The organism is Hyphococcus sp. D3-15, assembly GCF_055809375.1.
In genome coordinates this window covers 1,116,849-1,141,058 of sequence record NZ_CM147910.1, presented here as the reverse complement: position 1 = coordinate 1,141,058, position 24,210 = coordinate 1,116,849, and the positions used below count along the sequence as shown (strand labels likewise).

The following is a 24,210-nucleotide window of genomic DNA, read 5'->3' as shown; positions in this document are numbered from 1 at the left end:
GATGCTGGCGCATTTAAGTATTCTCGACCGAAAGCTCCTGAGAGATTTGTGGCGCATCAAAGGGCAAGCCTTGGCGATCATTTTCGTAATTGCGGCGGGCATATCTCTGTTCGTCATGTCCCATGGCATGATGATCTCCCTTGATGAAACCATGCGCGCTTATTACGAGCGCTACCGCTTCGCTGACATGTATGCACCCGCAAAGCGCGCGCCAGATCATGTGCTGGCAGAACTGAGCGCATTGCGCGGCGTAAATGACGTGGAGGGCCGCATCAGCGGCGGCGGGCTCGTCAGCTTGCCCGGCGTTTCATCGCCGATCAGCGCGCGCGTTGTCTCCTTCGATCCCGAAGCGACAGCGCCGATCAATGGCGTGCACCTCGCTGCGGGGCGGATGATTTCCCCGACGCATATGGATGAAATCCTGTTGCTTCAATCTTTCGCAGATGCGCGCGGACTTGCACCCGGAGACACCCTGTCGATCACCATGAACGGCGTTCGCCACGAGTTCATCATCGCGGGGCTCGCTTTGTCGCCGGAGTTTATCTACGCATTGCCGCCCGGCGATTTCGTCGTCGATGCCGGACGTTTCGCAGTCTTGTGGGCAAACAAGGACGCGATGGAAGCCGCTTACAATCTCAATGGCGCTTTCAACGAGGCTATTCTCACTTTTTCCCGTGGTGCAAGCGAACCGTTTTTAATTGCTGAGCTTGACCGAATTCTGGCGCCTTACGGCGCCACCGGGGCCTATTCCCGCGCGGACCAGGTTTCCAACAAGTTTCTTGTTGAAGAATTAGCGCAACTGAAAACCATGGGCCGCGTAATGCCTCCGATTTTTCTCGCCGTATCCATTTTTCTTCTGAACATCGTAATTACGCGACTTGTGCAGACCGAGCGCGAGCAAATCGGACTGATCAAAGCGTTTGGCTATTCAAACCGCGACGTCGCTGTCCACTATCTGAAATTCGTTCTGGTGATTGCATTCGCGGGCGCGCTGCTCGGTTGGGGCGGCGGCATATGGCTTGGCCGCATGATCGCCTCGATCTATCAAATCTATTTTCACTTTCCATTTCTTGTTTTCATTGCAGATTTTTCAACGCTCGGCATCGCGCTCGCGATCAGCGCGCTGGCGGCGGCGGCCGGCGCATTTTTCGCCGTGCGGTCCGCCGTAAATCTGACTCCTGCGGTCGCCATGCGCCCGCCGGCCCCGCCGAAATACGCGAGCGGAAATTTTTTCGCAAAGGCGGTCATCGGGTTTCTGGATCAACCAAGCCGCATGATCTTGCGCCGTCTGTCACGCCACCCTGGCAGAGCGCTCCTGACCGCTTTCGGAGTCGGCGCGGCGATGGGACTGTCGGTTATGATGCGCTTCAACGTGAACGCCACAGACTACATGCTCGATGTCAGCTTCAATGTCATTGACCGTAGCGACGTGTTGGTGACCTTTGTCGAACCACAGTCAGACAAGACAGTCCTGGAGCTGGCCCGGATAGACGGCGTAACCCTGGTGGAGCCGTTTCGCGCAACGCCCGTCATGTTCAAACACGACCGGATTGATTTTTTAGGCGGCATCACCGGCTTGCCCGACAACCCGGCGCTGAACCGCGCCGTCGATTCCGATCTTCAGGCGGTAGAGATCACCGGCGACGGCATCGTGCTGTCGAAGCAACTCGCAGAGATATTACACATATCACTCGGCGAAATGCTTACCGTCGATGTGCGCGAAGGCCGGCGCCCAACGCTCGACATCCCGGTTGTCGGCATTGTCGAAGCGTTGATCGGCACCCCGGCCTATATGGACATGAGCGCGCTCAATCGCCGCTTAAAAGAACCGAACAAGGTGTCTGGCGCCTATCTGAAGATTGATGCGCAAAAACGTGAGGCCGTCTACTCCAACATAAAAGCGATTCCACTCGTCGCTGGTGTAAGCTTGCGGCGCGAGGCTTACGAAAATTTCGCGCAGATGATCGATGAAGGCCCCGGCGTCTTTCGCTATATCATGACCGTATTCTCGATCGTGATCGCGGGCGGCGTGGTGTATAACAGCGCCCGCATTGCTTTCATCGAACGCGAGCGCGATTTGGCCAGTCTACGCGTTCTCGGCTTCACAAAGATAGAAACCGGATATGTATTGCTGGGTGAACTTGTCGCCATCGCAATCATTGCGCTGCCTATTGGCTCGGCGCTCGGTTATCTCATCTGGTCATATCTGGCGACAGCCATGTCAACAGAGCTTTATCAAATACCTGTCATCTACAAAGAGGACGGACTTGGCTATGCGGCGATCATTGTTTTCTTCGCCACCGCCTTCGCCGGCGCCTTCGTACAACGAGACGTCTCCAAGCTAGACATGGCTAGCGCCTTGAAAACTCGGGATTGAGTGCAATGCAGGGAATAAAGTCACGGACTTCAGTAATCGCCGCAGCGACCATTATTATCGGCGCTTTCATGCTCTACGCATTCTGGCCCCGGGCGCTGGGCGTTGACCTCGGACGCGCAGAGCTTCGCGCAATGATGGTGACAATCAACGAGGAAGCCAAAACGCGCGTGCGGGACGCTTATGTGGTTTCGACGCCGGTTACCGGCAGATTGTTGCGCGTCGAAGTCGAGCCGGGAGATGAAGTATTCGAAGGCGAAACCGCCATCGCTCGCTTGACGCCGACAACCCCATCGGTTTTGGATATCCGCACGGAAGAGCAAGCCCGCGCCGCGATTGACGCAGCCGAGGCAGCCCTGTCTCTTGCCCGCGCAGATGTGCGGCGGGCGACCGCTGACGCAGACTTCGCCAAGGCAGAACTGACTCGCACGGAAAAATTGCGCGAGACCGATACGGTTTCCGAGGCCGCGCTTGACCGCGCCCAACGCGCCTATCGGTCGGCTGACGCCGCGCTCGACACGACGCGCGCCGCAGTGTCTTTGCGCGAAGCGGAACTCGACAACGCCCGCGCGATGCTCATGACGCCGACGGAAGCAGAGCAAAAATCCTCCGGGACCAATCCACATCCGCAAACATCAATCCCGCTCAGAGCGCCAATCTCGGGGCGCATTCTGCGCGTCATGCAGGAAAGTGAAACCGTACTTCCCGCGGGCACGCCCATTCTTGAAATTGGCGATCCATTAGGCGACCTCGAAATTGTCGCGGAACTTCTTTCCACCGACGCTGTAAAAGTCTCTCCCGGCGACCGCGTGATCATCGACAAATGGGGCGATGCGCCGCCGCTGGAAGGCCGGGTTGAGAAGATCGAGCCATGGGGCTTCACAAAATACTCCGCGCTGGGGGTGGAAGAACAACGCGTAAATGCGGTTATTCAATTTTTTGGGCCGGAGAAGTCTCGCGAGCGCCTGGGGCATGGATTCCGGGTGGAAGTGAAAATCGTTATTTGGGAAGATGAGGCCGCTCTGAGCATTCCGGCAAGCGCAATTTTTCGCATTGGCGATGAATGGGCGGTTTTCCGCCTTGAAAACGGGCGCGCCAGAATGCGCAGCATCGAAATTGGCCGCAACAACGGCATTCACGCACAAGTCACGCAAGGCCTGGAGCAAGGTGATGAAATTGTTCTCTATCCGGGCAATCGCGTCACTGATGGCGCACGGGTCAAGCAACGAATGCTCGAATAGTTCAGCGCTGGGCCGGACGCCAATTGACCAGCCCCCCGCCGGAATCATGCGTGTGTTTCCCAATCGGCCCTTTCCTGAACGCACACCCGCGCCATCGGGACGGAAACCACCACACACGCCATTTTTACAGATCGTTTGATTCAGATCAGGCCACGCTTCCGCACATAGTGTAGAGTGCTGGAAACAGGGCCGTAATGACGCCCGGCAAGGTCATGCATTTTAGAAGTTCTTGAACGCAGCGAAGGATTTATTCCCTGGAACCTCGGCGATCTTGGCATGCACTGAGCATTGAGGAAGCCTTCCACGCGCTGGATGCGAGGGTGGAAGGCCTTTCTGAAGCTGAGGCACACCGGCGTCTCGAAATTCATGGCCCCAATAGCCTGCCTGAACCCGGCCGGCCGTCACGACTTCTCATCGTCCTCCGCCAACTCAACAATCCACTGACATTTATTCTATTCGCGGCCGCCGCCATTGCCTTTGCGCTCGGTGAAAATACGGATGGCGGGTTTGTCTGCGTCGTAGTTGTAATCAATGTCATCATTGGCGCATTTCAGGAATGGCGCGCAGAAGCCAGTGCGGCATCGCTCAAAAAAACGCTTCATATAAAGCCGACGGTGATCCGGGGCGGCGTGCGACGCATAATTGATATCGAGGAATTGACCCTGGGTGACGTTGTGCACCTGGAATCTGGCGTCGCATCGCCTGCGGATTTAAGGCTCACCTCCACACAGGATCTCAAAATTGACGAATCGCTTCTGACGGGAGAGGCGAAACCCGTCACCAAGGACAGCGCGGCGCAGCTTCCTCCGGACACGACGCTTGGAGACCGGCGAAATATGGCGCTAGCCGGGACAATGGTGGTCGCAGGGCGCGGCTCCGGCATCGTTTGCGCCATCGGCGAAAAAACGGAAATCGGCCTGATCGCCAAAATGCTGGGCGCTCGGGGCGCGCGTCCGCCGCTGCTTATTCGCATGGAGGCTTTTTCCAATCGAATTGGCGTGTTTATCGTACTGCTGGCGGCAGGCCTCGGCGGCGGCCTCTTGATGCAAGGCGCGCCGCTCGCCGAAGTATTTTTGCTATCGGTCGCGCTCACCGTCTCCGCCATACCCGAAGGGCTTCCAGCCGCGATAACAGTCGCGCTCGCAACCGCCTCGTCTCGCATGAGCAAGCGCAATGTGATCGTACGCCGTCTTCCCGCCGTTGAAGCGTTGGGTTCATGCACGCTCATTGCAACAGACAAAACCGGCACGCTGACCGTCAATCGCTTGACCGCAAAGAAAGTCGTTCTCGCGACTGGTGAAGAATTTGATGTTTCCGGCGAGGGGTTGAACCTTAAAGGTGAATTACATGCTACTGGCGGTGAAGCAGTCGGTGAGCATCCTCCGCCCGCCGTCTTGCAACTGGTCCGGGCCGCTGCGCTAACCAACGAAGCTCGAGTCGAGAATACCGGCGGAGTTGTTGAAGCACAGGGAGATTCCGTTGATATCGCGCTTCTGGTGCTCGCAGAAAAACTAGGCGCGGAAAAACGGACGCTCGACACTTGCTACCGGCGCCATTCCGCCCTGCCCTATGAGCCGCGGCAAGGCTACTCCGCATCTCTCGATATCGAGACCGAAAATGGCTTGATCTCGGCCAAGGGCGCCCCTGAGCGGGTGCTCGCCATGTGCGCAGACGTTGACAAAAGCGCCGCAGACACCTCTCTGCACCGCCTCGCATCCGCCGGCTATCGCGTGATCGCTGTCGCGCAAGGCGTCGCGTCAAAGGAAAGCGCAACGCTTTCCGAGGAGGACCTGGACGATTTGGAGTTTCTCGGTTTTGTCGGGCTGATCGACCCATTGCGGAGCGAAGCCCCGGCGGCGGTCGCCTGCGCTCGCGCCGCCGGCGTCGATGTCCGCATGATCACCGGCGATCACCCGGAAACAGCCTTGGCGATCGCCCGTCAGCTCGACCCCGCTTGGGCGCCGCAAAGCGTCCTGACCGGCGCGGAAATCTCCGCCCTTGAGGGCAACGCGCTGCAACAAAAAATCAATGGCGCCGCGGTGTTTGCACGCGTCGAACCGGCGCAAAAAAATCTGATCGTCAAGGAGCTGCAGCGACAGGGGCACTTCGTCGCCGTAACCGGCGATGGCGTCAATGACGCTCCGGCGCTCAAAGCCGCGCATGTCGGCGTCGCCATGGGCGCGGGCGGCACAGATGTGGCGCGCTCCGCCTCCGATCTTATCATTACGGATGACAATTTCGCTTCTATCGTCGCCGGCATAGAAGAAGGCCGCGCCGCCTATGACAATATTCGCAAGATCGTCTGGCTGTTGCTCTCCACCGCAGCAATAGAAGTGATGATTTTTGTGCTGGCGCTATCTCTGAACATGCCGCTGCCGCTAACCGCAGTTCAAATTTTATGGATGAATCTTGTTACTGAAGGCATCCAGGATGTGGGGCTCGCCTTTGAAGGCAAGGAGCCGGACCTAATGCAGCGGAAACCGCGCGAGCCGAAAGAACCAATTTTCAACCGCCAGATGATCGAGCAATGCCTGGTCGTTGGCGTCGTGATCAGCGCCATTTCATTTTGTCTATTTTACTATCTCTATGTAGTTCTCGGCATCGACATCGGCGCGGCGCGTAATCTGGTATTGCTTTTTCTGGTTTCGTTTAACAACTTTCATGCCTTCAATTGCCGTTCGGAGACAAGATCGGTCTTCCAAATTTCACTGGCCGCAAATCCTGTTCTTGTTTTCGGTGTAATCGGCGCACAGTTGCTGCATATTCTCGCCATGCATGTGCCGATGACCCGCTCAGTTCTTGAGCTCCGCCCGGTTGCCATATCGGAGTGGGCGGCCATCTTCACACTCGCCACATCGGCAATCCTGATCGGAGAAATCTACAAAATGCTGGTCGCGCGCCCACGCGCGCAAGCAAAACTCATGACCACAAGCACCGCGCATGACTGAACAAGACCGCAAGCAAGAAGAGAAAACCCCGGAAGCTGCTGCGCTGGCGCCGCAATGGCCTGCGCCACACCATCCGCGACGCCGGCGCCTATGGTATTTTCTGTTGCTGGTGGGGCTGTCGGCGCTGGCGGTGCTAATCTTGTTCATAGCGCATATTGGCGACATAGCTGGTTTCGCCAGACAAGCAGCGAATGCGAAAGCGGGACCGCTCTTCATTGCGATCGCCCTCCAAACCGTTCCATATTTTCTGGCGGCATTGGTATGGTTTGTTTTCCTATGGCGCGTCAGTTCGCCGTTGAAACTCGGATCCCTTGTGCCATTGTCCTTGGCCAAGCTGTTTGCGGATCAGGCGCTTCCCACAGGCGGGCTATCCGGCGCGGCGTTTTTATTGTTCGCGCTGACGCGTAGGGGCGTCCCCGAAAAGATCGCCTTTCGCACATTCGCATTCACAACATCCGCGTATTTTTTGGCTTTTTCGCTTGCCGCCATCATCAGTCTCATCGCGCTGTCGACAGCGGAAAAGGCGCCGCCTGCGCTTTCTGCAAGCGTTTCGGCATTTGCCGGGCTTGTTCTTTTTTGGCGGTAGCGGCGTTTCTATTCGTCCTTTACCGGCCATCGCTGGCTCCTTCTTTGATCTCGAAAAAACAGGCTCGCAGCGAAAGGAGCAGAGTTTTTAAGCGCCGCCCTCCACGATATTCGATTTCTGCCGGGACTTTTCTTGCGCCTGGCGGCGATGCTTTTATTGATCCGCCTGATCGACGGGCTCACGCTCATGCTGGTTTCTGAAGCAATCGGCGCACCGATCAGCATTGGTGCGGGCTTTGTCGCTGTCGCTATCGCCTCTATCGCAGCAACCATTGGCCCGGCGCCTATGGGGCTCGGCACATTCGAGGCGGGCATGATCGCCAGCCTCACAGTATTCGGCTCGACGGTCGAAGATGCGCTCACTGCCACGCTCATTTATCGCGGACTGACCCTATGGGTTCCATTGATACCCGGCTTCATCATCATTCAGCGTGAATTCCTGCAGGCCCGCAAGAAAGGCATAGCTGTATCTGAGACCGAACAAGGTGAAGGTTGAACAGAGGTGAGCCGTTCCGCTCTGCAAATCGCCGACCTCGCCACAGCGCAAGCCCGCACTCCAATCGATACGCGTCATTTTATGAGGTCAATCCAGCCGCTTCACCGGACCAAAGAACTGGGTTACATTTTGCTTTCTGTAAGCCGATGCCATACGCAAGACATGCCATACGGAAACAAACTTGGGGGCGTTCTGGTGCTTTTACGTGTACTGACAAAGATAAAATTCGCAGGCTTGTGCGCAGCTTTCACCGCCATGCCGTCAGGGCATGCACTTTCCGAAGGCGCTGTCTCAGGCGGCGACGCAACCGAGCCATATGCAACCCTTAGCGCCGAAGAAGTGGAAGCCGCGCGGGGCCTATTTGTGTCGTGGTCCTGCGGCGGGTGCCATGTTTTAGCTCATGCCAACTCTATGGGGCCCCTTGGCCCGTCGCTGGACGGCAATCCGAAGCTAACTTATGCCTTTGTTAAAAATCGCATTGAATACGGGCAAGGCGCTATGCCGCCCTTTGGCGGAGACCTGACCGATGAAGAAATCGCGGCGCTGGCTGCATATATTATGCAAGTCAGAGAAAAATAATTCGTCCCGCGATTATTCCTCCGCCCCTGCGCTGTTCCCGATCTGGGCGAAATAATTGGTCACGCCGTCCGGATCATTCAGCCAGACGAAACGCAAATCGAACCCCGGCAGGCCGCCAAGCGGCGTTTCAACGGCGATGCTCCGCCGCTTCGCATTGGCGTCGACCGCATCAACATCGCTGACTACATATTGAATGCCGGCGCTCCCCGTATCTGCAGGCAGGCTCTCACCGACCGACCAAAGATTGATTGTAGTCTCACCGTGACGATAAGGATATTTCGTTACGCCCAGCAATTCATCTTTTACCGGGTCCAATTCGTCTAGCCCGATAAATTCGCGATAATATTCACGGCTTGCGGCAAGGTCGGAGACGTTGACGCCAATCTCGACCTTTCCATATTCATTTTCCGGCGCATCAGGCGCAATCACCAGTTGCAAAAAAAAGCCGCCCGGGTCCTCGACAAGCGCGGCGCGCGCTCCTTCACTCATTTGCACGAATATAGGCGCATCATAGCCATGCGCCGTGAAGCGGCTGACAAGCGCCGCTTCGTCCGGAAAAAACAAGGTGAATGTCCGTATCCCCGTGGCGTCATTTAGATCGCCGAGATGATATTGCCGCCCTTCCTTCAGACCAGCAGCCAGCTTAATCTGACCACTGCCGATTTTGAACAGGATCATCATCTGCCCGCCGCCAAGATTGATCGGCGAGAGCGGCTCCAAATCCAAGACTTCGTCGTAAAACTCGACCATTTCCGCGGTCTGTTTCGGAACAAAACGCCGATAGACGTTCATCGAGTCCTGCTGGATCAGCGAGCGAACCGAACCGGCAGCGGCACTTTCAGCCTGCGCTTCTTGTTCGGCCAACGCCTCCGGCGCCGAGAGCGCCATTCCAAACAACACAGCAGCCATTAAACGGGCGGGCATAGCGTTTCTCCAATTTATTCAGGCAGCGCGAAGACGACGAGGGATTCAGCGTTGAGTGGCTTGCCGTCCGGCCCGCGCTCTCCCGCGCCGAAATTGGCGGCCACCACCGCAACATACTGCCTGCCGTCTTTGCCGCGATAGGTAATCGGGACCGCCTGCGCATGATAATCCAGCTTCGCGCTCCACAACTCTTCACCGGTTTTAGAATCGAAGGCGCGAAAATGATGATCATTCGTTGCGCCAATAAAAACCAGACCGCCTGCCGTGACGATCGGTCCACCAAATGCATTGGGCGTTCCTGTAATGCGCTTACCTTCCGGCAGGTCCTCGCTCACGCCGAGACGGGTTTCCCAGGCGATCTCGCCGGTATTGGCGTCGATGGCGAAGAGGCGCCCCCATGGCGGCTTAATGCAAGGCAGAGTTACCTTTTCGCCCTGACCATTCTTAAAGCTCGCACTGAACGTTGAATAGGCGCCCGGTCCGCTGAGGCTCGCTCGATCATAGGGCTGCGTCGAATTTTGCGTGCCGCGGCCGTAATCACCTTTGGCGTCTCTCTTTTCGATAAAGCCAATGCTGCCGCCTTCGCTCGTGTTGACGTAGACATATCCTGTACCCGGGTCAGCCGCGCTTCCGCCCCAGTTGGAGCCGCCATTATTCGGCATATTGATGGAGGCTTTCACCGGGCCGCCCTTTTCATAAAGGAAAAACGGCGTGAATGCGCCGGCATTGAAAAACGATCCCCCATAGCTATCAAGCAGCGCGCGACAGGCCGCAGCATGGACGTCGTTCGTATCGTCAGCAGTGACGATATCATCCGAGGTCCAATCGCTGCGCGATAGGCGCGACGGCTTGATCGGAAATGGTTGCGTCGGCGAATACCATTCTCCCGGAACATCAGCCGCAGCGACTGCACGTTCTTCAACGCCGAACACCGGCTCGCCCGTATTCCGGTCAAGGATGTACATGAACGCCGTCTTGCCGGTTTCTGCGAGCGCAGGAATTTTCTTCCCGTCCACCTCAATGTCTATGAGCACCGGCGGGGCGGGCAAATCCGAGTCCCAAAGATCATGATGGATTGTTTGAAAATACCATTTCAACGCGCCCGTGTTTGCGTCCACGGCGACAACAGAATTGCCGAACAGATTATCGCCGGGCCGGTCGCCGCCCCAATAATTTGCCGCGGGCCCGCCGACGGGCATGTAGAGCGTGTCGGTTGCCTCATCCACCGTCATATACCAGATCCACACATTGGTTCCGGACCGGCCTTTCCAGCCACCGTCGAGCCAGGTCTCATGCCCCGCCTCTCCCGGGCGCGGAACCGTGTGAAATTCCCAGAGCTTTGCGCCAGTGCGCGCGTCGTAGGCGCGCGTATTTCCGGCGTCGCCAAGCTGTGTCTCGGCGGTGTTTGCGCCGACAATGAGGATATTTTTATAAACGGTCGGTGGTGAATTATAGGCGACACCCAACGCGACCGCACCATCCACGCCAAAATCAGCATCAATTTCGCCGGTTCGCGCATGTAATGCGACAATGCTTTTGCCTGTCGAATAGAAAATGCGCGCAGCATGCCCGTCATCTCCGGGCCAATAGGAAACAGCGCGCCGGGCAAGACCGCCCGTCACGTCGTGTCGCCAGACTTCCTTGCCGGAATCACCTTCAAGCGCCACGACCGCGTTACCGATGGGAAGGAAAAGAACATTGTCTATGACAATTGGCGTCGCGGAACTGACGAGCATGCCGCCGCCTTCAGGTTGCACCCGGAAAGACCATGCCTGCTTGAGGTTGGCGACATTTGACGCATCAATCTGCGTCAGGGGAGAATAGCGCGAACCGGCAAGGTCTCCCGCATAGCGCGGCCAATCACCCGATTTGAGTGACGAGTGGCGAGACTGTGCGCATGCGGACAAGAAAGTCAGCGCGGCAAGTGTCGCCAACACTATTCGAATTCGCATGATTAAACCTTCCCCCGTTGGTTATCCAGATGCGTCAGCGCCGCTCATCCAAGCCTATTTATGCGCCATCCAATGCCTGATTTCTTGACCGCTTCCAGAAGCTCCGCCGCAAGACTATAACACCATACACAGAGGATCACTGGATGAAAACCACTTCACTTATGAGGCGATGATGAAGCTTCGCAGACCTGCTGTCGCAATTCTCCGTGAACCGCTTTTGCACTTTCTTGCAGGCGCATTGATGTTGTTTTTTGCGTTCGGCATTGTGTCTCCTCCGGAGGCATCGACGGGAAATACGATCGAAGTCTCGCGCACCGACCTCATTGATCACCTTCAAAACCAATCGCGCACCTATGCTGACGGCGCCCTCTCAAATTTTTTTGACAATATGTCGCCAAATGAACGGCGACAAATAATCGACAGCTTTGTACGCGAAGAAGCCCTCTACCGCCGGGCAAAAGCACTGGGTCTCGATACGGAAACCTATGCCGCACGTTTGCGTCTGGTGAAACAGTTAGAGTTTATCGTTCAGAGCGACATACAATCCGACGCATCCTTATCCGACGAAGACGCCGCTTATTATTACGAGCTACACAAATCGGACTTTACTGAGCCGGCATCCATTACATTCGCCCAAGTGTTTTTTGAAAATAAGCGCGGCGAGGAGATCGAGACACGGCGCCGCGCCGAAGAGGCTCTGCGAAAGTTAAACGCGCAAGCCGCACCCTTCGGCGTTGCGACCGCGTATGGCGACCGGCCTCTCTATCATCAGTTCTACGCAAAAAGGGACAGCGCCTATGTCGCCAGTCATTTCGGCGCCGCCTTCGCTGAAATCATTTTCAAGCTAGAGCCAAAGCCGCTTCACTGGTACGGACCAATCCCCTCACCGCGAGGCCTGCATCTCGTACAGGTTTCAAGCATGACGGCAGAACGCACGCCTCCTCTTTATGAAATCCGCAGCGACATCGACGAGCGGGCGCTGACTTCGCGCAACAACGAACAGACTGAAGAGGCGATTGCCGACATTGTCTCTTCATTCCAGGTGCGCATTGCAGATGATGTAAACAACAAAAGCCCGGTGCGCGGTCCATGACTCATCTGCGCGTTCATTTGGCGGCCATCTTCCTCATCACCTTTTCCTCAATGTACAGCTTGCAGAGCGAGGCGTTTGCGGATGAGAGCCGTCCTCTTTACCTTGGCATCACAGAAACTTCGTCAGGCGCTTTTCAGCTTGTCTGGAGCATGCCGACTGCGATCGCAGACATAAACCGGCCGGGTATATCCTTGCCCGATGACTGCATTTGGAATGATGGAGCGCCCACGAAGCGGCTTATTCACGAATCCGGCATTTATACATTCACTTGTCAGACGTCGGTTTTCGGGCACCCCCTTGCCATAGCTTATCCGCGTTATAACCCTTCGATTTCGACAATCATTCGGTTCAAACCCGCCAGAGGCGGAGACTATATTGGCGTGCTGACTCCGACAGACACGGCATGGATTTTCCCGGCGGCAGAGTCCGGTGCGAGCGTCGCAAAACAATATACAAGGTTGGGAATGACACACATATGGGACGGGAAAGATCATCTATTGTTTCTCGCCTGTCTGATCTGGATCGCAGGCAGTGTAAAACGCGTGCTGATTACCGTTACCGGGTTTACGCTCACGCATTCGATCACGCTCGCACTCTCCGCATTCGAAATCATACGCTTGCCCATTCCACCCGTCGAAGCCGCCATCGCCTTGTCGATCGTATTTCTTGCTCGCGAGATCGCACTTGACCGCAAGGATAGCCTGACCTGGCGGCATCCGATTGCAGTTTCATCCTCGTTCGGCCTGCTGCATGGGCTTGGCTTCGCCGCAGTGCTGGGTGAAATCGGACTTCCACAAACCCAGGCGATCACGGGGCTTTTGTTTTTCAATATCGGCGTTGAAGCAGGACAAGTTGTGTTTGTGATGGCGGTCGCCGCGGTTTTGTTTGTCTGGAAACGCGCAGCGGCTGATCGCTTCTTTCTGGCGCACCCGCCGCTAAGCAGAGTGCTCGATGCAAACGGCAAAATCGCTGGCTACGCCATTGGCGTTATTGCGACATACTGGATGATCGAGCGCACGCTCTCCTTCACCGCCTAGACGGCCCCGCTTGACCGCGTCGCTACGCAATTTCAGGCGCACAGCACTTGCATCAGAAAACTTTCCACCGCCTTTTGTTGGGGGCTCGCCGCACCGGACTGAAACAATCCACGATAGACCGGCGGGAGATCTATTCCAAGATTTAGGACCTCTCCTCGCTGCTCTGCAGCCTGCACCATGGACTCCATTAACACCGCCAGACACAGATTCTGTTTGGCCATTGCGAGCATCACATCCGTATATTGAGTACGGGCGAACACATTCGAACAGCTAATGCCCGCACCCGAGAGCAATTGTGAGATCTGCGTGTCGACAAGAGAGCCCGCGATCGGGAGCACAAAAGGCACTTTGCTAATCTCATCAGACGACGAAAATCTATGATGCCGAAATTTGGGGCCTGCATAGACGCCCAATTGCGTTTCCCGCAGCACCGTAAACCCTTTAAACCCGGAATATGCTTCAGGGTCGCGGACGGAAAAGACCAGCATGTCCGCTTCTCTGCGCTGGATCAGCCGTATGCCTTCCTCCGCCGACTGAACTGCGCTGCACTCCAACTGCAAGTCAGAATTCGACGCATAAAACTCAGGCAGATTAGGCCGAATACAATCTTCCAAAAGATGCGTTCCACAAAACAGACGCACAACAGGCGAATCGGATTCTGTGACTGGAGGTTTGCGGTCGTTCCCTCCATCTCCATCAGCGAGGAGTCGTTGCGCCCTCCCCTTGAACTGACGCCCCGCATCGGTCAGCAAGGGCTTGCACCCCTTGCGCCTTGTAAAAAGCGCCTCACCAAATTGCTTTTCGATACTAGAGATATGCTTTGTGATGGCGGGCTGCGAAACGCCAAGACGCTCAGCAGTTCGATTAAAATGGCAGTCTTCCGCCGCGGCGAGAAATATCTCTAATTGTCGATGCGTATAGGATAGCATTTCGAGGAAAACCCGGTTCAATCCACGAGGCTTCACTATGCCATAGGCGTGCGACCCAAGCCAGTCCGGCGCGTCCGGAGAGTTACCTCGAGGCTATCATCACGGCGTGTACCAGATCGGGGACGAATATGCGCGTTCCTGAATAGTGGGCGGGTATTTCGTAGCTTCGGGATCGAGCCCCATCGCAACGGCGTCATAAACATGATGCCTCGGCGTCGCAATTTCGAGCACGCGCACATAATAAAACGCTGCTGAGGCGGCATCAAATTCCGGATCAATCCAGACGGTGGAAATGCTCTCTGCACCTACGGAATTTTTATAGGACGCACTTTCCAATTCCACCGTGGGCGCTAGAGGGGGTAGTCTCCCATCTACGTCAAGCGTGCGGTCGCCCGCCCAGGCGGCTTCAAACACCTTTTCATGCGTCGAGCCACCTTCATCAACCCACCCTTTGACAACTTGCACGCGATCCAGATTGGCGCCGGTCGGATCTTTCACCGCATGAATAAGCAAGGATGGACGCCTCTTGTTCGGCGCATTCGTGATTTCACCGCCCATGGGCACGCCGCGCTTATGTCCAACGGAAGCAATATTCCGCGCCTTTGCATGCGAATCCTTGAATTCAAAGCCGCCAAAAACCTGCAGGCTAATTCGAGGGCCCGTCGTCGCGTAAACTTCCTTTCGTTTAAATGCAGCCGTGATCGACTCTCGCGTATTCTCATCGGCCCACACGCCGGCGAGCCCTGATGCTGACATTTCCCAAGCGGGAAAAATACCTGTCTCTTCATCGCGCTGTTCCGGCAAACCGTCGAGTAGCGTCTTGCCGAAAAAATTATCTTCTTCCGCCGAGACAAGGCCGGTATGAGAGTCCGTGCTGCCAATCATGCCGAATTTATAAGGGTTGGCGCCAGTCTCCCGCTCTATTTCCAATCCCGCGAGCAACGCGGTGCGCGCATAAGACCCCGCTAATGGCGGCTGCACATCGCCGATCAGCAGCTTACTGCGAATTTCAAAACCGGCGAATTCGTCATTCGGCGACAAAACGGGATGCGTTTCTGAGGTTCCTTTATATTGCGTCACCTCCATTACGGGCTCCCAGCGCATACGGCGGCTGGCGTAATCGGCGGTAATGGCGCCGCCATCACTGTCGACTGTCTCAAACATCAATCCGGCAGACATGTTTGGGTTATGGGGAATCGCAACAAACTCCGCGCCGGTTTTTTTGCTTGTCGCCTCGAGCCAGGCCCAGAGGTCTTCCGGCCGCTGGCTATCGAACGAACTGAAGGGCGTGAACTTTTTCGCGACCTCAGCGCTGGCGGGCGTAAATATGACGCGGTGAAGATCTCGCCCAGTTCGGCGCTGAAGACCATTCCCACCCGATAAGCGCCGTAAACACGCCGGGCTTATTATGCTTGTCTGCAAGATCAACCTGACGGGACCAGACGGACTCGCGCAGTTCCGGCGTAAAAAGCTGCTCAAGCGCTTCCTTTCGGCTGTCTTCGGAATTGAGGCTGGCGAACATTTCACGCGGACTAAGCTCCATGAGCTCTCGCCCCTTTGTCGTTCCAATCCATGCGGAATCTTTTTCTGCAAGACGCACAGGCAATTGAAGCCACTCCGCATGATCGGCGACCACCAGAAAGTCTAGCGTGCGCGCGATCCGAATGCGCTGCCGGGTTTGCGGATGGAGCACAGGGATCCCTTGTGCATAGCGATAGGCGACATCGGGACCAGCGAAATAATTCCCGGTCGCAAACGCGTCCACCGAGTATGAACTGTGAAGATGCGTATCGCCCCAAAGCAATTGTCGCTCTTGCGCGTGCGCGGACGACAGAAAAATGCTCGCCAATGCCGCAACAATTACGCAGCTTTGTCGAAACGCAGCCAACCATTTCGACGATACTTGTTTTGTCTCTAAGACCATTTTGTCCATCATATTCTGGAGGCGCAGTTTTGTGGAGTGAACAACAATCGTCGCGGGATCACAACGGCGCCGGCTGCGTTCGTTTCATTTTAAGAGAACAGTACACGTGAAAGGCAGAGCGCCGTTGCGCTCTAAGGTTATAACCTCAGCAATGTTTGGTTATAACCTTAGAACCGCCCGCGCCTAGCTGACGCCGCATATCACATCATTCGGATTTGATCGTTGTAATGGGCTTTGTTCGACTACGGATTTGAACCGATTATCCTATATTCAATCGAAATCGTGCTTCGCGTTGCGAACCATCCTTGTGCCTGACAACGAGGCGCAGAGTCCAGGTTTTTGCGCTGGCGAATGACGAGGCTGGAATCGCAGCAAGCCGTCCACCATCTCGGACAGGGACAGTGACCTCACCTGTTTCGCTCCATGACGTCGGGTCGTCTCCGCTGCCCAAATAAAGCGTGGCGCCGTCAAACTTGTCCGCATCGGCCGCGCCAAACACCGCCAATTGCTGCTCTCCGTTTTCGCCCGTCACAACGCTCGTATTCGAAATAGCGGGCGCAATGAAATAAGCTGGATCAGCCGCTAATGCCGCCGCCGCATCAAGGAGACCGTATCCGGTCAATTGATCGACCCCTGGCGTTTCAATATCTGCTGCAGAATTCACAATCATGCGCATGACATCGCGATTAGAGAGAGCCGAGTTTCGCGACAACAACAGCGACGCCACGCCGCTGACCAGCGGCGCGGAAAAGGAGGTTCCTGTCGCTCTGTAATATCGCTTATCCTCGCCCACATAGGCCGAGCCCGGAGCATAATCGTCAGGATTTTCTGTGATCCGCATCGTATCTGTCCGGCGCGCGCGCAGCCCGATAATGCCTATACCCGGCGCGGCAATGTCGATGCTCGGGCCAAAATTTGAAAATGCGAGACGATTGCCTTCGGGGTCCGTCGCCGCGACACTGATGACTTCGTCAAACCCCGCAAGACCGTAGGCGGTCGCATCTACACTTTCATTGCCCGCAGCCACAACAATGACAGCGCCTTTTTCATAAGCATATCTGACTGCTTCATGAACGACGGCGGATACACCTTTTTCCCCGACACTCAGATTGATGACTTTCGCACCATTATCAGCGGCATACACAATTGCCTGGGCCACCCATGACGCGCGCGTATTGCCGAAACTGTTGAGCGCCTTCAACACCATCAATCTAGCGCGAGGATTGACACCTGCGATGCCGACATCATTCCAGCTGGCTGCAATGATGCCGGCGACCATTGTGCCATGCCCGTCAAAATCCCAAGGATTGCCGCGCCCGGTTGTGAAGTCCCAACCAATCACATCATCGATATAGCCATTGCCGTCATCGTCCACGCCATTGCCCGGAACTTCACCGGGGTTTCGCCAAAAAGAACCCTCGTCGAAATCTAAGTGATGCCAGTCGACGCCGGAATCAATAATCGCCACAACCACCGGCGCGTCGCTGTCTCGCGACCAGATATCCTGCGCTTGCGAGTCCAGCCCAATATGCTTGAGCGCCCATTGGTCATCATAGGCTTGCTCCCATGCGCCAGCGGTCTGGAAAAAAGGGTCCTTCGGCAGGGATTGCGCCGCTGCCTCTGAATCATAGAGGGCGCAAGAAAGCGTCACCGCCAATAGAGTCAGCACGCGCGCGATCATTCCATCCCCCAACGGATCGTTTCGCCGGGTATGCTTACAGGGACTTGCGCGCCTTCTGGTGCCGAACCATCTAAATTCAAGGCCGGCTGTTTTCTCATGCACAGATCACGCCCGACGCTTCGCAAGCGCCCGCCAAAATCGAGAAAGTTTGAAAAATCCGCCGCGTAGTTTACGGGCGTGCCGACTTCCCCGCGCGGAATGAAATTCGGTAATTGCGCGCGCAGGGAATAGGCATCAATAGATGGAATTGAGAGTTCAGGCACAGCCGAATTCAGATAGTCTGCAAGGTAAGTATTCTGGTTCAGCCTATCTGCAAAGGCCGACCAGTCGCCCGGCGGTGACGCGTTCCGCCAATCATATTTTACGCTAAGAGACCAATCGACCGACAAACTTGAAAGCGGGTCGTAATTTATTGAGCTAAAGTGATTTCGCAAACTGCTCAGCTTTCCGGCGTAGCCCGAAAAGAGATTATTCGCAGGGTTTTTAGCACTGACAAAGCCTGAAAAGCCGGTCAGAAAGTCACTCATTGAGGCCGGCTCGGCCCCACTGACAAAAGCGTTGTTTAATGGCAGTGAAAATTTATCTGTCAGCCAATTAGTAACATCACTGACAGGATAGCCGCTTCCGGGCAGCTCCAGAGTAAGGGCCGTTTTATCACCAATCCCGGTTACATCTGCGAGCCAGGGACGCAGGCCGCTATCAAGCATGCCATAGGCATCCTCAAGCGGCGCATCGACACCGAACGTAACGCGCGTCGACTTCATGTCATAAGCAGTGATTTCCATTTCATTAAACTGCGTGCTGACAAGCGGCTGGCCATTATTGGAAAGCCAGTCAATCGGCAAATCCAACGTCAACAGTCCATTTTGATCCGCACGCCCCTGCACAGGATCCGCCTCAGCGTCAATTTGCGGCCTGCTGTCAATCTCCCCCGGCAGGAGTTCAGAAATCTGCAATACCTGCGGAGAGGTAAACTTCACCTGCTGATTTGGCAGCGCATTTTGACCGTCAGATGCTGTTACTGTTATCGGAACGGTGTTTACAACCGCATGCACGATTGTCGTCTTTGCTATCAACATGATCACCGCCGCGATTATAACGGTGAAGCCCATGATTGACTTGCGTTTAAAAATGCAGCCTGAGCTGAAAGCGTTATGGGTCATTTGGGATTGAATCTCTCGATGTCGTCCGTATCGTCTACGCTGTCGTAGAACAATGTCTGCGTTTTATTCGGCGCCCTGACTTCAGTATCGAGATAATCCGCCACCACTTGACCGATGCGCTTCCCGCCCCTGCCGCATGCGATATCACACGACCAAAACACCACACGCCCGCCGACACACATGCGTGACTTCAAAAACGCCATGAACGCCATCGCTTTTGGATCGCTCGCAAGCTTGTAAGGCTTGTCGTCAGACTCCCGGTCCGCCCGCAGATAGTGTGACCCAGCGATGCCAAATGCGTTGGGATAGCCATGCTGGTACAGCGTAAGCGATTGTATGCAGTCTCGGCACACGCCCTTCGGGTCAATCGGCTCCCGCAATGCAGACCCTATTTGCGCCTGCAAATCATCCAGATCCTTATAGCTGGAGCTGCCTGTCAAGGTCGCCTTGAACGCTTCCATCGTTGAAAAGGCTACATCCTCGTGAACCCCAACATAATGATATGCAAGATTTCGCCGTTTGCCGTCGTCGCATTTGGTATTTGTTGTTGAAGAAGCGGTCACCGGCGCGATGCTAGCGCCGCCGGTCAGCGGCGCGGAATCCAGGGAGCCGGGCGATAAGAGAATATCGTTGATGGGAATGACAGGGGCGTCTTCCTTTTTGACTGGCGGCTTGTTCTGCGCATTGCCCAAATCCGGAACGTTATTACGGATGAAGGACGCCGGCCCGCCAAACTGAATTCCGCCCAGCCCCCGAAATGGCGCGCCGCCAAAGGTGCAAAAATCCACACCGTCGCTTGAGACCGGCAAGTTCGAAAGATCGGAAACATCAAAAGTCGATTCCGACAGGCTCTCGGCGTCAATGACCGAAACGGGCGACGCACTATTTAGAGGGCGCTCTTTCGAGCTTGCGCCAGCAAATGGCGAAAGGGACAAGCCAAAGGATATGACAACAATCAACGTCAGCGCGAATTTTTGCATCATAGCTTTCCCTGAGATTTGCGCAGCGGGCGCTGTGTCAACTCAAACCCCGCCCGCCGCGTTTCATCCCTCTCCCCTGCCGCCCTGCTTAAAACCTTAAACGCGCCGAAAACATTCCGCTGGGCCTCCATGCCGTGTCCTGCAAAACAAACCCGGGTCGGCCAACACCATCCGTTTGCTGACCAAACTGATACAAGGCGCGACGGCGCACGCCGCCATCGACTCTCAACTCGACATTTTCTGCAAATGGGAGCGTGTACCCAATGCCGGCGCGAAATTCAGCGCCGTGAAAAAATTCTGTTTCGTTATACTCAAACATTTGAGGCACACTGGCGGGGAAGAAGTCAATCTGACTTTCAACCAACTGGCTTGCATTGATTTCCGTATCATTCCAGCGGGGCTGGTATTCAATGCCGCCGGACAAGGTGATGTCGCCTAAAATTCGTTCATATCCGATGCCGATATCCGGACCGAGGGACTCATTAACCTGCCAGACCGATTGTGTGTTGGTGAGCGTGCCGAAAGGCGAAGTCAGCGTGGAGAAGATGTCTGAGTTCTGTTCGAGTTTCTCGTGCTCAAATCCGACGATCGGAAACAGCGAACACCGGCCCTCTTTTCCAGAGACGCCCAGCGGGTAGAGCGACAAGGAAAGGTCCAACCGGTCAAGCGTGATGTCGCTGAAAGCATCTGTGTCAATGACGCCCTCGCCAATGGAGAGCCCGGTGCCGAAGGTTGCGTCCACACCATAAAAAGCAAAGCCCGCCGACTGGTTGGAATCTGTTACTGAGTAAGACTGGGAATAGTCAAAATCATGCGTTGCGTGCGTATAGCTTGCTGACAGCCCCAGATTCCATTTGCCGGACCTGTAAGTTCCGCCAACCTGAAAGCCGTCGAGCCGCCCATCGGGGATAACCAAGTTGGCGCCGGCGTCCGAAAAAACACCGTCATTGTTTGTAACGATCGTACCGCCTTCTAGCGGCACGCCCAGGTCAAGATCTTCAAGATAATATCCCGCGCCGATTTTGAAAATGTCAGGCGCCACGCCATCCCCAATACCGCTCAATGGTCTTGGGCTTGGCGCCGGGGCGTTGCCTGTCGTGTAAGCAATCCCGCGGTCGAGATCGATATTCAAGGTCTCACCCGGCGCAGTCGCGGGCGTCTCGATTGTCTGACCTCCGATTGTGACAACACCCGCAGTCGATGAGCCATCTGAAAATGAAATCGCGAAAACAGAAACATTCTTTTCGTTTTCTTCTTCCTGCTCAATATTTTGAACATCGCCCAATGTGGGCGCAAAACTGATCTGCTGCGCACCAACATCATCGGCATTCTCGCCGAGCAGCACCACTTTCTGGACATACGCCGCCCATGCTGAAGGTGTGGTCATCGCCATAAGCGCAATGGTCATCGCCGCCGCAGAAGGCAGTCGCATCAGATTGGCCGGACGGGTTGAAGCCGCCATCATGAAATCTCCCCAAATTCGCCGCGCCAAGCACGCGTCATGTCGAGGGGTTATTGGCGCTGTACAAAGGCCAAAGCCCGCCTCACCATTCCATGCGTCAAACAGAGGGAATTCGCGCCACAAAAACGCGAAAAAAAATTAGATGCTTGATATATTTATATTATTCGATCTTTAGCGCCGCCTTTTTGGCGGCCCAGGACGCCGCCTCTTCGGCGCGTCCCCTTGCGGTTTCAAGATCTGCAAAGCCACCATAAAGCGCTGCAGCGACAATATTCTTTTGCTCGCCCTCAACATATTCCAATTGACCAAGGCCCTGCGTCAGACTCGCTGATGCTTCATCAAGGCGGCCAAGCTTCACTAATGCGGATGCGTAATGCCCGCGCGCCTCAACAATTCGCCAGTGACGCGGAGGCTCTTCGCGTGGCTGAGATTGCAGGAAATCGCCGAGCCAAGCAGCAGCGCCTTCGCCATCGCCCGAGGCCAGCATCAACTCGCCGACACGAGCCATATCTTCAATGATATAGCTATGAGTGTCCGGATAGTGGCGGCGGTTTATGTCAAGTGATTTGCGGATATTGTCTGCGGCGGCGGCGAAGCGGCCCTGGCGCGCATCATCGCTACCCATATTGTAGTAGGTCTTGGCGATATCGACATGATCATCGGGAAGCAATTGCAACTGTATTGACAACGCACGGTCATTTAACTCGCGCGCCTCGTCAAAGCGGCCCTGATTGCGCACCGCGAGCGCGAGGGTCATCAGCGCGCGGGCCACGCGGTCATGCACCGGCCCCGTAAGCGCCTCAAATCGCGCCAGAGAATCCCGCAATACGAGTTCCGCCTCTACGTAATCGTCAAAACGATTCAAGAAAGATCCATAATGTCCCAGCGTGTTCGCCAGTGTGAACTGCGAAATTGACTCATCATTAGCAAGCGCAAGCGACTTTTCATACATTGACCGCGCTTCGTCTATGTTGCCCTCAAAGCTCAACAGACGGGCGAGATTGTTATAGGCATTGACCATCACCTCGTCGCGCCGGTCGCCTGCCGCCTCAACCGCCTTTCGTCCATAAGTCTCCGCGCGTTCATACTCCTCTGTTCGGCCAAGCGTGATGACCAGCGCCGTAAGGGAGCGAATGTAGTACTCGTAACCCGACGGATCTTTTCCGCTGCTCTGAAAATACGCTTCATATGCGCTGACGGCCGCCGACAATGTTTCGCGCGCATCCTCAAGGTCGCCCGATTCCATCGCCCGCAGGCCAAGAAGCGCGAGCAGTTCCGCCCGTCGCGGATCATTTTCCTGCAAGCGCTCCACAGCGATCGCATAGGCGCGATCAAGATGTATTTTCGCCTCGTCATACTGAGCGAGTTGCAAATACAACCGACCAAGCGCGCGCCTTACGTCGAGTTCCACATCGGGGTGAACATCCGCACCGGCCTCAAGGCGTTTCGCCGCCGCCGCCGCCATATCGAGCAAAATTTGCTTGTCGCGCCCTTGCGCCGCAGACGGCCCGGCGCCTTGCAGCAACTCGGTCAGGAATGCATTCGTCGCCTCCGCTCTTTCCGCTTGCGCCACCGCTTCATGTTCTGCTGCGAGCGCGCGCACCCAACCAAGCGAAGCGACGATGCTTCCGACAATGATTGTCGCGCCCAAGATCGAGGCGAGCGAGAGCGCAATTCGATTACGTCCGGCGAATTTTCGGAACCGATAAATGCGGCTGGGTGGGCCCGCCTCAACCGCGCGACCGTCATGATAACGCTTTAGGTCCGCTGCAAGCGCCGCCGCGCTTTCATAGCGCCGTGACCGATCCATCTCGAGCGCCTTGACGACGATCCAATCGAGGTCACCCCGCACCGTACGGGTCAACGCCTCCGGGGTCAGCCGCCGCCGACGCGCAATCAGTTGCGTGTCGCCTTCCCCTTCGCGGTAGGATCGACTTGGCGGCTTCGCTTCCGGGCGGTCATGACTGGTGGCGAGCGTTTTCGCGTCATATGGCGTCGCGCCCACGAGCAGCATGTATAAAATCACGCCGAGCGAATAAACATCCGATCGCGTATCGATATCGACGCCGCCAGTGCCCGCCTGTTCCGGGCTCATAAATTCCGGCGTGCCGAGAATGCGTCCGGATCCGGTCTCAAAAGCGCGCTGGCTCAATGTCCCGTGCACGGCCTTGGCGATGCCGAAATCCACGACCTTCACCGATGCGCGCCCGGCCTGATTGGAGACAAGCACGTTTGAGGGCTTCAAATCGCGGTGAATGATGCCTTTTTGATGCGCGTGCTGAACCGCTTCGCAAAGCGATATAAACAACTCCATGCGTTCATGAATGGACAACGCATTGTCATCACAAAATTGATCTATGGGCGCCCCGGAAACATATTCCATCGCGAAATACGGGCCGCCATCCTCAGCAACACCCGCGTCATAGACTTGCGCGATATTTGGGTGCCCCATCAAAGCGAGCGCCTGACGCTCAGCCAGGAAGCGCGAAACGACTTCACGGCTATCCATTCCGCGTTTGATTAACTTGATCGCCACCGTTCTTTCGATGGGCTCACGCTGCACGGCCTCATACACCACCCCCATGCCGCCGCCGCCGATAAGGCGCGTGATCGAATAGTCGCCGATCTTTTCACCCACCAGCGCCTCGGCGTCTTCAACAGCGAAATCGGCCAATGTCGGAGGGCTTTCCAGAAAGTCCGGCGCCCGGTCGAGCGCGGCGATCAACGCGCTGACATGATCATGCAGCGACTGATCGCCGGCGCATACCTTCGCCAAAAATCTTCGCGCTCGGCGCCATCCAGTTCGCAGGCATCATGAAAAATACGCCACAGCGCTTCCCAT

Annotated in this window: 16 protein-coding genes and 1 pseudogene; 8 read left to right on the top strand and 9 right to left on the bottom strand. The window is 56.0% G+C overall.

Features of this window, described 5'->3' with window-relative positions:
- Window position 1 precedes the first annotated feature (1 nt).
- The 6 genes from AC0L8G_RS05800 (at window position 2) to AC0L8G_RS05775 (ending at window position 8,223) form a co-directional block, all read left to right on the top strand.
- Window positions 2-2,377, top strand: coding sequence for an FtsX-like permease family protein (locus AC0L8G_RS05800; RefSeq protein WP_473388806.1), 2,376 nt, complete (start codon window positions 2-4; stop codon window positions 2,375-2,377).
- A 5-nt stretch (window positions 2,378-2,382) separates the two neighbouring features.
- Entirely contained in the window at window positions 2,383-3,615 is a 1,233-nt protein-coding gene (locus AC0L8G_RS05795; protein ID WP_473387581.1) for an efflux RND transporter periplasmic adaptor subunit, read from the top strand.
- Between the two features lie 245 nt (window positions 3,616-3,860).
- Window positions 3,861-6,563: a cation-translocating P-type ATPase gene (locus tag AC0L8G_RS05790; RefSeq protein ID WP_473388804.1), complete on the top strand. Its 2,703-nt coding sequence runs from the start codon at window positions 3,861-3,863 to the stop codon at window positions 6,561-6,563.
- The gene (locus AC0L8G_RS05785; RefSeq protein ID WP_473387580.1) at window positions 6,556-7,149 is read left to right on the top strand and encodes a hypothetical protein; all 594 of its coding nucleotides are present in this window, start codon (window positions 6,556-6,558) and stop codon (window positions 7,147-7,149) included. The genes AC0L8G_RS05790 and AC0L8G_RS05785 overlap by 8 nt, the downstream gene beginning before the upstream one ends.
- 147 nt (window positions 7,150-7,296) lie before the next feature.
- Window positions 7,297-7,644 carry a lysylphosphatidylglycerol synthase domain-containing protein gene (locus tag AC0L8G_RS05780; protein WP_473387578.1) on the top strand — a complete coding sequence of 116 codons (348 nt, stop codon included), beginning with the start codon at window positions 7,297-7,299 and terminating at the stop codon, window positions 7,642-7,644.
- A 6-nt stretch (window positions 7,645-7,650) separates the two neighbouring features.
- On the top strand, window positions 7,651-8,223 hold the full coding sequence (locus AC0L8G_RS05775; protein ID WP_473387577.1) for a c-type cytochrome: 573 nt from the start codon (window positions 7,651-7,653) through the stop codon (window positions 8,221-8,223).
- 12 nt (window positions 8,224-8,235) lie between these two features.
- On the opposite strand, the gene AC0L8G_RS05770 is transcribed toward AC0L8G_RS05775, so the two are convergent.
- Window positions 8,236-9,147 carry a VOC family protein gene (locus tag AC0L8G_RS05770; protein ID WP_473387576.1) on the bottom strand — a complete coding sequence of 304 codons (912 nt, stop codon included), beginning with the start codon at window positions 9,145-9,147 and terminating at the stop codon, window positions 8,236-8,238.
- A 14-nt stretch (window positions 9,148-9,161) separates the two neighbouring features.
- Window positions 9,162-11,099, bottom strand: coding sequence for an outer membrane protein assembly factor BamB family protein (locus AC0L8G_RS05765; RefSeq protein WP_473387574.1), 1,938 nt, complete (start codon window positions 11,097-11,099; stop codon window positions 9,162-9,164).
- A 241-nt stretch (window positions 11,100-11,340) separates the two neighbouring features.
- Here AC0L8G_RS05765 and AC0L8G_RS05760 point away from each other — a divergent pair, with 241 nt between their 5' ends.
- On the top strand, window positions 11,341-12,192 hold the full coding sequence (locus tag AC0L8G_RS05760; RefSeq protein WP_473387573.1) for a peptidylprolyl isomerase: 852 nt from the start codon (window positions 11,341-11,343) through the stop codon (window positions 12,190-12,192).
- Between the two features lie 464 nt (window positions 12,193-12,656).
- On the top strand, window positions 12,657-13,229 hold the full coding sequence (locus AC0L8G_RS05755; protein ID WP_473387571.1) for a HupE/UreJ family protein: 573 nt from the start codon (window positions 12,657-12,659) through the stop codon (window positions 13,227-13,229).
- A 32-nt stretch (window positions 13,230-13,261) separates the two neighbouring features.
- Here AC0L8G_RS05755 and AC0L8G_RS05750 read toward each other — a convergent pair whose 3' ends face one another.
- From AC0L8G_RS05750 to AC0L8G_RS05720, 7 genes and pseudogenes are all read right to left on the bottom strand, one after another.
- Window positions 13,262-14,179, bottom strand: coding sequence for a LysR family transcriptional regulator (locus AC0L8G_RS05750; RefSeq protein ID WP_473387570.1), 918 nt, complete (start codon window positions 14,177-14,179; stop codon window positions 13,262-13,264).
- A gap of 78 nt (window positions 14,180-14,257) precedes the next feature.
- A pseudogene (locus AC0L8G_RS05745) lies at window positions 14,258-16,082 on the bottom strand (DUF3604 domain-containing protein).
- A gap of 259 nt (window positions 16,083-16,341) precedes the next feature.
- On the bottom strand, window positions 16,342-17,763 hold the full coding sequence (locus AC0L8G_RS05740) for a S8 family peptidase (RefSeq protein ID WP_473387569.1): 1,422 nt from the start codon (window positions 17,761-17,763) through the stop codon (window positions 16,342-16,344).
- A complete protein-coding gene (locus tag AC0L8G_RS05735) occupies window positions 17,760-18,926 on the bottom strand; it encodes a hypothetical protein (RefSeq protein WP_473387568.1) in 1,167 nt (388 codons plus the stop codon). Before AC0L8G_RS05735 ends, AC0L8G_RS05740 begins: the two co-directional genes overlap by 4 nt.
- Window positions 18,923-19,909 carry a hypothetical protein gene (locus AC0L8G_RS05730; RefSeq protein WP_473387567.1) on the bottom strand — a complete coding sequence of 329 codons (987 nt, stop codon included), beginning with the start codon at window positions 19,907-19,909 and terminating at the stop codon, window positions 18,923-18,925. The genes AC0L8G_RS05735 and AC0L8G_RS05730 overlap by 4 nt, the downstream gene beginning before the upstream one ends.
- An 85-nt stretch (window positions 19,910-19,994) precedes the next feature.
- Window positions 19,995-21,254: a hypothetical protein gene (locus AC0L8G_RS05725; RefSeq protein ID WP_473387566.1), complete on the bottom strand. Its 1,260-nt coding sequence runs from the start codon at window positions 21,252-21,254 to the stop codon at window positions 19,995-19,997.
- A gap of 274 nt (window positions 21,255-21,528) precedes the next feature.
- Window positions 21,529-24,144: a protein kinase domain-containing protein gene (locus AC0L8G_RS05720; RefSeq protein ID WP_473387564.1), complete on the bottom strand. Its 2,616-nt coding sequence runs from the start codon at window positions 24,142-24,144 to the stop codon at window positions 21,529-21,531.
- Between the last annotated feature and the right edge of the window lie 66 nt (window positions 24,145-24,210).

Bases quoted from the DNA above. Each gene is read 5' to 3' on its own strand.
- AC0L8G_RS05730 (WP_473387567.1), bottom strand. From the start codon at position 19,909: ATGATGCAAAAATTCGCGCTGACGTTGATTGTTGTCATATCCTTTGGC.
- AC0L8G_RS05770 (WP_473387576.1), bottom strand. From the start codon at position 9,147: ATGCCCGCCCGTTTAATGGCTGCTGTGTTGTTTGGAATGGCGCTCTCG.
- AC0L8G_RS05800 (WP_473388806.1), top strand. From the start codon at position 2: ATGCTGGCGCATTTAAGTATTCTCGACCGAAAGCTCCTGAGAGATTTG.
- AC0L8G_RS05780 (WP_473387578.1), top strand. From the start codon at position 7,297: ATGCTTTTATTGATCCGCCTGATCGACGGGCTCACGCTCATGCTGGTT.
- AC0L8G_RS05735 (WP_473387568.1), bottom strand. From the start codon at position 18,926: ATGACCCATAACGCTTTCAGCTCAGGCTGCATTTTTAAACGCAAGTCA.
- AC0L8G_RS05760 (WP_473387573.1), top strand. From the start codon at position 11,341: ATGTTGTTTTTTGCGTTCGGCATTGTGTCTCCTCCGGAGGCATCGACG.
- AC0L8G_RS05795 (WP_473387581.1), top strand. From the start codon at position 2,383: ATGCAGGGAATAAAGTCACGGACTTCAGTAATCGCCGCAGCGACCATT.
- AC0L8G_RS05755 (WP_473387571.1), top strand. From the start codon at position 12,657: ATGACACACATATGGGACGGGAAAGATCATCTATTGTTTCTCGCCTGT.
- AC0L8G_RS05740 (WP_473387569.1), bottom strand. From the start codon at position 17,763: ATGATCGCGCGCGTGCTGACTCTATTGGCGGTGACGCTTTCTTGCGCC.
- AC0L8G_RS05785 (WP_473387580.1), top strand. From the start codon at position 6,556: ATGACTGAACAAGACCGCAAGCAAGAAGAGAAAACCCCGGAAGCTGCT.
- AC0L8G_RS05765 (WP_473387574.1), bottom strand. From the start codon at position 11,099: ATGCGAATTCGAATAGTGTTGGCGACACTTGCCGCGCTGACTTTCTTG.